At 59.4% G+C, this 11,630-nt stretch carries 11 protein-coding genes; 9 read left to right on the forward strand and 2 right to left on the reverse strand.

The genetic code is table 11. The features are described from left to right. Positions 1 to 23: 23 nt before the first annotated feature. Complete coding sequence (locus tag E4T63_RS09160; protein WP_135295299.1) at positions 24 to 1,433, forward strand: PLP-dependent aminotransferase family protein; 1,410 nt, start codon at positions 24 to 26, stop codon at positions 1,431 to 1,433. Between the two features lie 112 nt (positions 1,434 to 1,545). Here the strand turns inward: E4T63_RS09160 and ppsR are convergent, their stop codons facing one another. After that, positions 1,546 to 2,364 carry a posphoenolpyruvate synthetase regulatory kinase/phosphorylase PpsR gene (ppsR, locus tag E4T63_RS09165; RefSeq protein ID WP_007960912.1) on the reverse strand — a complete coding sequence of 273 codons (819 nt, stop codon included), beginning with the start codon at positions 2,362 to 2,364 and terminating at the stop codon, positions 1,546 to 1,548. A 174-nt stretch (positions 2,365 to 2,538) separates the two neighbouring features. On the opposite strand from ppsR, the gene ppsA reads away from it, so the two are divergent. From ppsA to E4T63_RS09205, 8 genes are all read left to right on the forward strand, one after another. Next, positions 2,539 to 4,914 (forward strand): phosphoenolpyruvate synthase, encoded by a 2,376-nt coding sequence (gene ppsA, locus E4T63_RS09170; protein WP_135295300.1) that lies wholly within the window; start codon positions 2,539 to 2,541, stop codon positions 4,912 to 4,914. Positions 4,915 to 5,101: 187 nt separating this feature from the next. Continuing rightward, positions 5,102 to 6,091: an alpha/beta fold hydrolase gene (locus E4T63_RS09175; RefSeq protein WP_135295301.1), complete on the forward strand. Its 990-nt coding sequence runs from the start codon at positions 5,102 to 5,104 to the stop codon at positions 6,089 to 6,091. A 226-nt stretch (positions 6,092 to 6,317) separates the two neighbouring features. Continuing rightward, positions 6,318 to 6,809 (forward strand): ribonuclease E activity regulator RraA, encoded by a 492-nt coding sequence (gene rraA, locus E4T63_RS09180; protein ID WP_135295302.1) that lies wholly within the window; start codon positions 6,318 to 6,320, stop codon positions 6,807 to 6,809. A gap of 22 nt (positions 6,810 to 6,831) precedes the next feature. Then, on the forward strand, positions 6,832 to 7,827 hold the full coding sequence (locus tag E4T63_RS09185) for a zinc transporter ZntB (RefSeq protein WP_027613291.1): 996 nt from the start codon (positions 6,832 to 6,834) through the stop codon (positions 7,825 to 7,827). A 63-nt stretch (positions 7,828 to 7,890) separates the two neighbouring features. Beyond that, positions 7,891 to 8,139, forward strand: coding sequence for a hypothetical protein (locus E4T63_RS09190; protein ID WP_003223293.1), 249 nt, complete (start codon positions 7,891 to 7,893; stop codon positions 8,137 to 8,139). 2 nt (positions 8,140 to 8,141) lie between these two features. After that, positions 8,142 to 8,966, forward strand: coding sequence for a mechanosensitive ion channel family protein (locus E4T63_RS09195; RefSeq protein WP_007916401.1), 825 nt, complete (start codon positions 8,142 to 8,144; stop codon positions 8,964 to 8,966). A gap of 87 nt (positions 8,967 to 9,053) precedes the next feature. Then, positions 9,054 to 9,644 (forward strand): RNA polymerase sigma factor SigX, encoded by a 591-nt coding sequence (gene sigX, locus E4T63_RS09200; RefSeq protein ID WP_011333251.1) that lies wholly within the window; start codon positions 9,054 to 9,056, stop codon positions 9,642 to 9,644. A gap of 107 nt (positions 9,645 to 9,751) precedes the next feature. Then, complete coding sequence (locus tag E4T63_RS09205; protein WP_027613290.1) at positions 9,752 to 10,801, forward strand: OmpA family protein; 1,050 nt, start codon at positions 9,752 to 9,754, stop codon at positions 10,799 to 10,801. Positions 10,802 to 10,863: 62 nt separating this feature from the next. Here E4T63_RS09205 and cobA read toward each other — a convergent pair whose 3' ends face one another. Continuing rightward, positions 10,864 to 11,628, reverse strand: coding sequence for a uroporphyrinogen-III C-methyltransferase (cobA, locus tag E4T63_RS09210; RefSeq protein ID WP_096797092.1), 765 nt, complete (start codon positions 11,626 to 11,628; stop codon positions 10,864 to 10,866). Between the last annotated feature and the right edge of the window lie 2 nt (positions 11,629 to 11,630).

Raw genomic sequence — 11,630 nt, forward strand, 5'->3', positions numbered from 1 at the left:
TCAGCACGCTATTCGGGGCGACAATGACTGTCAAAGTAAGTATTGCCATGGTGTCAATCCTCCGCGACGGCCTCGCCAACGGGGTGGGGGTAAAGTACAAGCGCCTGGCGGATGCGGTGCAGCAGGCCATCGCCGAAGGCGTGATTGCGGCGGGAGCGAAATTGCCGCCGCACCGGCTGTTGGCCGATAGCCTGGGCGTGACCATCGGCACCATCAGTCGCGCCTATGGCGAACTGGAGCGGGTCGGTCTGGTGGTGGCCCGGGTCGGCGATGGCACTTATGTGCGTGAGCGCGGGATGGAGCGGCCGCAGGACAAGGGCTTTCGCAATGTCAGCGATGAGCCGCGCGCCTGTTTCGACATGAGCCGCAATCAGCCTATCCCTGGGCAGGAAGCGGCATTCATGAGCCAGACCCTGCACAGCCTCGCCAGTGATCCGCGCGGCTTGCAGCAGTTGACCGGTTACACCGTCGAAAGCGGTTTGCTGCGGCATCGGCAGGCGGGGGCGCGCTGGTTGAGTCATGGCGCGTTCCAGCCGCACGCCGATCAGGTGTTGTGCGTCAATGGCGGCCAGCATGGCTTGCTGTGCGCCTTGATGGGCCTGCTCAAGGCCGGCGATACGCTGGTTACCGAGCATCTGACTTACCCGGGGCTGATCAGCGTCGCGCGCCAGTTGGGGATCAAACTCATCGGTGTCGCAATGGATGACGAAGGGCTGCTGCCGGCAGCGCTGGACGACATCTGCCGGCAGCACCGTGTCTCGGCGCTGTACTGCACGCCGACGATTCAGAACCCGACGGCAGCAGTCATGTCCGTGCCGCGGCGCGAAGCGATTGCCGACATCTGTCGCCAACACAATCTGCTGATTTTCGAGGACGACGCACATGCGGTGCTGGCCCGCCAGCGACCGTTGCCGCTGAGCCATTTCGCCGCCGAGCGCGCGGTGTTGATCGGCAGTCTGAGCAAGGCCGTTTCAGCCGGTCTGCGGGTCGGTTATCTGCATGCACCGCAAGCGCTGATCGGGCGCCTGAGTGCGGCTATTCGCGGCACCTGCTGGATGGCTAATCCGCTGGCGATGGAGTTGGCGAGCCGCTGGATCGACAACGGCATGGCCGAGCGTTTGCTGGATGAGCAGATCAGCGAGATCGGCCGGCGCAAGGCGCTGGTCGCACCGGTGTTGGCGGGGTTCAATTACAAGGCGGATGCGCATAGCCCGCACTTCTGGATTGAGGTGCCGGAGCTGTGGCGGGCCTCGCAGATTGCTGCGGAGCTGAAGGAAAACAACTACCTGGTGGCCACCGCCGAGGCCTTTGCGGTGGGGCATGCGGCGGTGCCGCAGTTCATTCGAGCGAGTGTGTGCAATGCGGTGGGAGATGATCGGTTGTTGCTGGGAGGGTTCGAGGCTCTGGCGCGGGCATTAACGGAAACCGTGTAATCGTTCTTCGCGAGCAAGCCCGCTCCCACATGCGATCGCATTCCAACTGGAGGAGCTCGATCAACCTGTGGGCGCGGGCCTGCTCGAAGGCGTCGGAACAGACGCCACAAATCTATTTGAACCGCCGCTCCACGCCTTTCTCCACCAGAATCTTCGCCGAAATCTCTTCCACCGAAAAATGCGTGGAGTTGATGTGCGGGATGTTCTCGCGGCGGAACAGGTTTTCCACTTCGCGCACTTCGAATTCGCACTGGGCGTAGCTCGAATAGCGGCTGTTGGGCTTGCGCTCGTTGCGGATCGCGGTGAGGCGGTCGGGGTCGATGGTCAGGCCGAACAGCTTGTGCTGATGGGCGCGCAGGGCGGTCGGCAGGGTCAGGCGTTCCATGTCGTCTTCGGTCAGCGGGTAGTTGGCCGCACGGATGCCGAACTGCATCGCCATGTACAGACACGTCGGCGTCTTACCACAACGCGACACGCCCACTAGTATCAGGTCGGCCTTGTCGTAATAGTGGGTGCGCGCGCCGTCGTCGTTGTCGAGGGCGAAGTTCACCGCCTCGATGCGCTCCATGTAATTGGAGTTATGCCCGATCGAGTGCGATTTGCCGACGGTGTAGGAAGAATGCTCGGTCAGTTCCTGTTCGAGCGGGGCGAGGAAGGTCGAGAAAATGTCGATCATGAAACCATTGGAGGTTGCGAGAATCTCACGGATGTCCTGATTGACGATGGTGTCGAAGATGATCGGACGGAAGCCGTCGGTTTCAGCGGCTTTGTTGATTTGTTGTACCATGGCCCGCGCTTTGTCCGCGTTGTCGATATACGGCCGCGTGAGCTTGGTGAAGGTAATGTTTTCGAACTGCGCCAGAAGGCTTTGACCCAGGGTTTCGGCGGTAATGCCGGTGCCATCGGAGATAAAGAAAGCAGATCGTTTCATTTGCACCTTGGGCCTTAAGCTAAAGAGTATTTCTGGATATGATAGGCGCGATTTGCCGGCCGCCATTGGCCCGCATTCTCACTTATTTTCCAGGTCCAGGCCATACAGCCGGCCAACGCTCCCCCGAGCCGCCGGTTTCTGAGCTTTTCCAACACAGTTAGTGGAGAGATCACCTTGGTAGAGTACGTAGTTTCCCTCGATAAGCTCGGCAAACACGATGTTGAGCATGTGGGGGGCAAGAACGCATCCCTGGGCGAGATGATCAGCAACCTGGCGGGTGCCGGTGTGTCGGTCCCCGGCGGCTTTGCCACCACCGCGCAGGCCTATCGCGACTTTCTCGAACTGAGCGGCCTCAACGATCAGATCCACAAGGCTCTCGACGCCCTGGACGTCGATGACGTCAATGCACTGGCCAAGACCGGTGCGCAGATCCGTCAATGGATCATGGACGCCGAATTCCCTGAAAAACTCAATACCGAGATCCGCACCGCGTTCGCCGCGCTGTCGGCCGGTAACCCTGACGTGGCCGTGGCCGTGCGTTCTTCCGCCACCGCCGAAGACTTGCCGGATGCTTCGTTCGCCGGCCAGCAGGAAACCTTCCTGAACATCCGTGGTGTGGAAAACGTTATCCGCGCCGCCAAAGAGGTGTTCGCTTCGCTGTTCAACGACCGGGCGATTTCCTACCGCGTGCACCAGGGCTTCGACCACAAACTGGTCGCCCTGTCGGCTGGCGTGCAGCGCATGGTGCGTTCGGAAACCGGTACCGCCGGCGTGATGTTCACCCTCGATACCGAATCCGGTTTCCGTGACGTGGTGTTCATCACCGGCGCCTACGGTCTGGGCGAAACCGTTGTTCAAGGTGCGGTCAACCCCGACGAATTCTATGTACACAAAGGCACGCTGGAGGCTGGTCGCCCGGCGATCCTGCGCCGCAACCTCGGCAGCAAAGCCATCAAGATGATCTACGGCGACGAGGCCAAGGCCGGTCGTTCGGTGAAGACCGTCGATGTCGACAAGGCCGAACGCACGCGTTTCTGCCTGACCGACGCCGAAGTCAGCGAGCTGGCCAAGCAGGCGATGATCATCGAGAAGCACTACGGCTGCCCGATGGACATCGAGTGGGCCAAAGACGGTGACGACGGCAAGCTGTACATCGTGCAGGCCCGTCCGGAAACCGTGAAAAGCCGCACCCAGGCCAACGTCATGGAGCGTTACCTGCTGAAAGAAACCGGCACCGTGCTGGTGGAAGGTCGTGCCATCGGCCAGCGCATCGGCGCCGGTAAAGTGCGGATCATCAAGGACGTCTCGGAAATGGACAAAGTCCAGGCCGGCGACGTGCTGGTCTCCGACATGACCGACCCGGACTGGGAGCCGGTGATGAAGCGCGCCAGCGCCATCGTCACCAACCGTGGCGGCCGTACCTGCCACGCGGCGATCATCGCCCGTGAACTGGGGATTCCAGCGGTCGTGGGCTGCGGCAACGCCACCCAACTGTTGAAAGATGGCCAGGGCGTAACCGTGTCCTGCGCCGAAGGCGACACCGGTTACATCTTCGAAGGCGAGCTGGGCTTCGACGTCAAGAAGAACTCCGTCGACGCCATGCCGGAGTTGCCGTTCAAGATCATGATGAACGTCGGCAACCCGGACCGCGCCTTCGATTTCGCGCAGCTGCCGAACGCCGGTGTCGGCCTGGCCCGTCTGGAATTCATCATCAACCGCATGATCGGCGTCCACCCGAAAGCGCTGTTGAACTACGACGGCCTGCCGCAGGAAATCAAGGACAGCGTCGACAAGCGCATCGCCGGTTACAACGATCCGGTCGGTTTCTACGTCGAAAAACTGGTGGAAGGCATCAGCACCCTCGCGGCAGCGTTCTGGCCGAAGAAGGTCATCGTGCGTCTGTCGGACTTCAAGTCCAACGAATACGCGAACCTGATCGGCGGCAAGCTGTACGAGCCGGAAGAAGAAAACCCGATGCTCGGCTTCCGTGGCGCTTCACGTTACATCAGCGAATCGTTCCGTGACTGCTTCGAACTCGAATGCCGCGCGTTGAAACGCGTGCGCAACGAGATGGGCCTGACCAACGTCGAAATCATGGTGCCGTTCGTTCGTACCCTCGGCGAAGCCAGTCAGGTAGTCGATCTGCTCGCCGAAAACGGCCTGGCCCGTGGCGACAACGGCCTGCGCGTGATCATGATGTGCGAACTGCCATCCAACGCGATCCTGGCTGAAGAATTCCTCGAGTTCTTCGACGGTTTCTCGATCGGTTCCAACGACCTGACTCAGCTGACACTGGGCCTGGACCGTGACTCCGGGATCATCGCGCACCTGTTCGACGAGCGTAATCCGGCGGTCAAGAAGCTGTTGGCCAACGCGATTGCCGCGTGCAACAAGGCCGGCAAATACATCGGCATCTGCGGTCAGGGCCCTTCGGACCACCCGGATCTGGCCAAGTGGCTGATGGAGCAGGGCATCGAAAGCGTGTCGCTGAACCCGGACTCCGTGCTGGAAACCTGGTTCTTCCTCGCCGAAGGTCAGGCGCAGGCTTGATCCATATGTGAACGGCCATCCACGCCTGTGGGAGCGGGCTTGCTCGCGAAGACGGAATGAGATCCGCCACAAATGTTGGCTGATACACCGCTTTCGCGAGCAAGCCCGCTCCCACAAAGGTCGGGGGCTTTGAGATTGAAGTAGGGCGGGCTCCTGTAGATGCCGCCCTTTTTTGTGCAAGAGCATTATGCAAAGCAGCAGCAACCTGTTTCCTGTCGCCCTGATCAGCGCCGAACGTCGCGGTGATCTGAGCGAAGATGTGTATCGACTCAAACCCGGCAACAGTCCCGACTGGTCCGTGGAAATCGCCGTGACCCGCTTGGGCATGGCCGACGACACGACACCACGCGGCGTGCCGGTGATTTTGTTGCACGGCAGTTTTTCCAATCGGCGCTTCTGGTTTTCCCCCAAGGGCCTCGGGTTGGGTGCGTACCTGACGCGCCTGGGCTTCGACGTGTGGATCCCGGAGATGCGCGGTCACGGCCTGTCGCAGCGCAACGAGGACTACCGGCGCAACCGCGTGGCCGACTACGCCCGTTACGATCTGCCGGCGATTGCCGTGTTCGTCCGCGAGCAGAGCGGGCAGGTTCCGCACTGGATCGGCCATTCGCTGGGCGGCATCACGCTGGCGGCGGCGCTGGGTGGCGAATACCTCGGCGAGCCGGCCGTGGCCTCGGCGGCGTTTTTCGGCACGCAGGTCAGCCGCACGTACTGGCCGCTGAAGATTCCACCGGTGGAGTGGAGCGGGCGCTTCATTCTCAAGCGTTTCGCGCAGTTGTCCGGCTCACGCCTCAAGCGCGGCCCGGAAGACGAGCCGATCGGGCTGGCGCTGGAAAGCATGCGCTGGTACGGCTTGTTCGGGCGTTTTGGCGACAAGGACAAGGACTGGTGGGCCGGCCTGGCCGAGGTTCAGGTGCCGGTGCTGGCAGTGACCGCGGCGGGCGATCATCAGGATCCGGCGTGGGCCTGTCGCAAACTGTTCGAGCAGATCGGCTCCGAGCACAAACAGTTCGTCAATCTGGGGCGCGAGCAGGGCTTCAGCGACAACTTCGGGCATGTCGAGATGTTGGTGAGCAAGGCGGCGCAGGCCGAGGTCTGGCCGCTGGTGGCACGCTGGTTGAACGATCAGCAGACGCCGTTGCTCGGCGACAAGCCGGATCTTGCCGCTGCGGTCTGAGTCCGAGGCTCTGAAAAGGGCATTTCGTTCAGGTCGCCTTGCGGCTAAGATATGACGCATTGTGCGGTTCTGGTCATATTTGGTGGCTGTTTAGCTATTACGTTTCAGCGTTTGTTCAGGTTCGTTCAGCGACCATTGCATGAACTAAGGTAAACAGCGACCGCCGGGACTCGTTTCAAAAGAGTGCGACATCCTTGATCGTCTTCCTTTTTACAGGAGTTTTTCGATGAACCATTACCTCACGCCTGACCTGTGCGACGCCTATCCGGAGCTGGTGCAGGTGCTGGAACCGATGTTCAGCAATTTCGGCGGCCGTGATTCCTTCGGCGGCGAAATCGTGACCATCAAATGTTTCGAAGACAACTCGCTGGTCAAAGAGCAAGCCGAACTCAAGGGTAACGGCAAGGTGCTGGTGGTCGATGGCGGCGGTTCGCTGCGTCGCGCGCTGCTGGGCGACATGATCGCCGAGAAAGCCGCGAAAAACGGCTGGGAAGGGATGGTCATCTACGGTTGTATCCGTGACGTCGACGTTATTGCCCAGACCGATCTCGGCGTTCAGGCGTTGGCCAGCCATCCGATGAAAACCGAAAAGCGCGGTATCGGCGATCTCAACGTACTGGTGACTTTCGCCGGCGTGACGTTCCACCCGGGCCACTACATCTATGCGGACAACAACGGCGTGATCGTTTCGCCAAGTCCGCTGCAGATGCCTGAATAAGTCTTTCGACAAAGGGATGCGGATGTTCGAGGAAGAAAACGCGCAGTGGGGGCTGGTGCATGCCCTGGTGCTGGACGGTAAAGGCGGTGCGCGTTCGATTGCCCGGACTGAGCTCGACGATCTGCAACTGCAGGCCCATGAGAGCCTGTGGCTGCATTGGGATCGCAGCCATCCGCAAACCCAGACCTGGCTGCGCAAATCCAGCGGCCTGAATGAATTTGCCTGCGACCTGCTGCTGGAAGAGAACACCCGGCCACGCCTGTTGCCGTTGCCGGATGCCGAACTGTTGCTGTTTCTGCGCGGGGTCAACCTCAACCCCGGCGCCGAGCCGGAAGACATGGTCTCGGTGCGGATTTTCGCGTCGGCGCAACGGGTCATCTCGCTGCGTTTGCGTCCGCTGCGCGCCACCGATGAGTTGCTGGCGCTGCTAAGCGAGGGCAAAGGCCCGAAAACTTCCTCTGAACTGATCCTGTATCTGGCGCAATTCCTCACCAACAAGGTGCAGGATCTGGTCACCTGCCTGTCGGAACTGGTCGATGAAGAGGAAGAAAAACTGGATGCCGACGAACGGTATACCCCCGAGCATGGCTCGATTTTGCACATCCGCCGCCGGGCGGCCGGACTGAAGCGTTTTCTGGCACCGCAGCGGGATATTTTCGGACAACTGACCCGGATAAAACTGCCGTGGTTTGTCGACGATGACGCTGACTACTGGAACGAATTGAACAACAGCCTGACGCGCTATCTCGAGGAGCTGGAATTGACCCGAGAGCGCATGGGGCTTGTGCTGGAGGCCGAAGACCGGCGTTTGAACGTGCGCATGAATCGCACGATGTACCGCTTCGGCATCATCACCTGCATCTTTTTGCCGATGAGTTTTCTCACCGGCCTGCTGGGTATCAATGTGGGCGGCATTCCGTTCTCGAGCAGCCCTTATGGTTTCCTGATTGCCTGTCTGACGGTGCTGGCGATGGCCTTCGGTCAATGGTGGTTATTCCGCCGTTTGCGCTGGGTGTGAAGATGCAACATGTGACCCGACCAAATTTGCCCGCGTCTTTCACAGACATCACGAGAGGTGCGTATGCACGATCCGTTTGAACAGTCTTTGCGCGACATGCTCAACGCCTCGCCGTCCAGCCGTGACGACGACGCATGCCTGGGTCGCGTACTCAAAACCGCCAACCGCCAGGTGGGCGCCGGTGATCTGTTCAGCCTGCTGGGCCGCTGGCTGCCCGCGCTGATGATCGCCCTGAATAACGGATCGGCCCACGTCTCGCCGGTTTCCCGTCTTCGTAAAACTACTGCACGCACTGCTGATAAGGCTGATTGAATATGGAACTTGATCTCTGGACTCAGAGCCTCGTCACTGCAATGACTGCGTTGTGGACCAAAGTCGCCAACTTCATCCCGAACCTGTTCGGCGCACTGGTGGTGCTGCTGTTGGGTTTCGTGGTGGCCAAGCTACTCGATACCTTGCTGTCCAAATTGCTCGCCAAACTGGGCCTTGATCGCCTGATGGGCGGCACCGGTCTGACCAAGTTGATGTCGCGGGCCGGCCTGCAAGTGCCGATCTCGACCTTGATCGGCAAGATTGTTTACTGGTTCGTTCTGCTGATTTTCCTGGTTTCTGCAGCAGAGTCCCTTGGACTTGAGCGAGTTTCAGCTACGCTGGACATGCTGGCGTTGTATTTGCCGAAGGTTTTCGGCGCCGCGCTGGTGTTGCTGGTGGGTGTTTTGCTCGCGCAATTGGCCAACGGCCTGGTGCGCGGAGCGGCAGAAGGCGTAGGGCTGGACTACGCTTCGGGTTTGGGCCGAATCGCCCAGGGGCTGGTGATCATCATCAGTATCTCGGTCGCGATCAGCCAGCTCGAGGTCAAGACTGACCTGCTGAACCATGTGATTGTCATCGTATTGATTACCGTTGGTCTGGCCGTTGCGCTGGCCATGGGTTTGGGAAGCCGGGAAATTGCCGGTCAGATTCTTGCGGGAATCTATGTGCGTGAGTTGTATCAGGTTGGGCAACAAGTGCGTGTTGGCGAGGTCGAAGGCCAGATCGAAGAGATCGGCACGGTTAAAACCACATTGCTGACCGATGAGGGTGAGCTAGTCTCACTTTCCAATCGGATCCTGCTGGAACAGCATGTGAGTAGCCGCTAACCCGGCAAACCCTGCTAATGTATGCCGCCGCAAAATGCCCTGAGAGGGGTGCGGCGGACATTGACCTGACTGTCGGCACGACTTGTTTTGAATAAAGCCCAAACGCTATCCACGCGCTATGACCCCCGTGAGCTCTCTGATGAGGAGTTGGTCGCGCGCTCGCATACCGAGCTGTTTCACGTGACGCGCGCCTATGAAGAGCTGATGCGGCGTTACCAGCGAACATTATTTAACGTTTGTGCGAGATATCTTGGGAACGATCGCGACGCAGACGATGTCTGTCAGGAAGTGATGCTTAAGGTGCTGTACGGCCTGAAGAACTTCGAGGGGAAATCGAAGTTCAAAACCTGGCTCTACAGCATCACGTATAACGAATGCATCACGCAGTATCGGAAGGAACGGCGAAAGCGTCGCTTGATGGACGCCTTGAGTCTGGACCCGCTGGAAGAAGCGTCGGAAGAAAAGGCGCCGAAACCCGAGGAGAAGGGCGGACTCGATCGCTGGCTGGTGTATGTGAACCCGATTGACCGTGAAATTCTGGTGCTACGATTTGTCGCAGAGCTGGAGTTTCAGGAGATCGCAGACATCATGCACATGGGTTTGAGTGCGACAAAAATGCGGTACAAACGTGCTCTAGACAAATTGCGTGAGAAATTTGCAGGCATTGCTGAAACTTAGTTCAGCGCAAATATCTCTTACGTGTAGGCAAGTTCTGATAGACTTGCCGCCGAGTTGTCCCCCGGTTTGCGGGACTGCTTCACAATCACCAGATGGGGATTTAACGGATGAAACTGAAAAACACCTTGGGCTTGGCCATTGGTTCTCTTATTGCCGCTACTTCGTTCGGCGCACTGGCACAAGGCCAAGGCGCAGTTGAAGGCGAGATCAACTACAAGAAGCAGTACAACGACAGCATTGATCATGTCGAAGACGGCTTCAACCCAGGCGCCAAAATCGGTTACTTCCTGACCGACGACGTCTCGATCAACTTCGGCTGGGATCGTAACAACCACACCCGTTCGAACGACGGTACCGGTAGCCAGAAACTGCGCGGTGACAACTTCGGTCTGACCGCTCAGTACCACTTCAACAACGCTGGCGACGCTCTGCGTCCTTACGTTGAAGGTGGTGTTAAGCACGGCAACCTGACCAACGTAGCTGCTGACGGCCACACCGGTCGCGACCAGTCGACTTTCCTGACTGCTGGCGCTGGCGTTAAGTACTACTTCGCTGAAAACTTCTTCGCCCGTGCTGGCGTAGAAGCTGACTACAAACTGGACAACGGCCGTTGGGACTACGCTCCATCGGTTGGTCTGGGTGTGAACTTCGGTGGCGGCGGCAAGCCAGCTGCTGCTCCAGTTCCAGCTCCGGCTGAAGTCTGCTCCGACAGCGACAACGATGGCGTTTGCGACAACGTTGACAAGTGCCCGGACACCCCAGCCAACGTAACTGTTGACGCTGATGGCTGCCCAGCAGTTGCTGAAGTTGTTCGTGTAGAGCTGGACGTGAAGTTCGACTTCGACAAGTCGGTCGTCAAGCCAAACAGCTACGCTGACATCAAGAACCTGGCTGACTTCATGAAGCAGTACCCAGCCACTCACACCACTGTTGAAGGTCACACTGACTCCGTCGGTCCTGACGCTTACAACCAGAAACTGTCCGAGCGTCGTGCAAACGCCGTTAAGCAGGTTCTGACCCAGCAGTACGGTGTTGAGTCGTCCCGCGTTCAGTCGATCGGCTACGGCGAATCCCGCCCAGTTGCTGACAACAAAACTGAAGCTGGCCGTGCTGTTAACCGTCGCGTAGAAGCGCAGGTTGAAGCTCAAGCTAAGTAATTAGCTGCCGCTACGAGAAAAGCCCGGCTCAGGCCGGGCTTTTCTTTGCCTGCGATTTGGCTTTACAGGGCGTACACAGTTCCCATGGGGGAGCTGCCGGAGACTGCGATCCTTTGCTCTGCAATGGCAGCCACTGCGCCGATGACGAGTATGGCCGGGCTCTTGAGCTCAAACCGGCAGGCATCGTCACTCATGCTCATCAGATCAGTGCGGCACTCACGCTGTTCTGGCAGAGAGGCATTCTCGATCATCGCCACCGGCGTATCTGCCGCCATCCCGCCGGCCAATAGCTGATCGCGAATCTCGCCAAGCTTGGCCACCCCCATGTAAATCACCAGTGTCGTCCCACCTCGCGCCAACGCCTGCCAGTTCAATTGACTGTCGTCCTGGGTGTGCGCGGTCACCAGCGTCACCCCGCGCGCCACACCGCGCAACGTCAGCGGAATATCGCATTGCGTCGCGCCGGCGAGTCCGGCGGTAATACCGTTGACCAACTCGACCTCAATCCCACGTTCGCGTAACCACTGCGCCTCTTCGCCGCCACGACCGAAAATGCACGGGTCACCGCCCTTGAGCCGCACCACGCAGTTGCCTTGGCGCGCATAACGCAACATCAGCCGATGGATGAACGCCTGCGGTGTCGAGCGACAGCCGCCGCGTTTGCCCACGGCAATGATTCGCGCGGTGGGGCAATGCTCCAGCACCGCGGCATTGACCAGATCGTCAATCAACACCACCTGCGCTTCACGCAATGCGCGCACCGCTTTGAGCGTCAGCAGTTCGGGATCACCGGGACCTGCACCCACCAGCCAGACTTTTGCATTCATGG

Origin of the sequence: Pseudomonas fluorescens, from assembly GCF_004683905.1 — a bacterium.
GTDB lineage: Bacteria > Pseudomonadota > Gammaproteobacteria > Pseudomonadales > Pseudomonadaceae > Aquipseudomonas > Aquipseudomonas putida_A.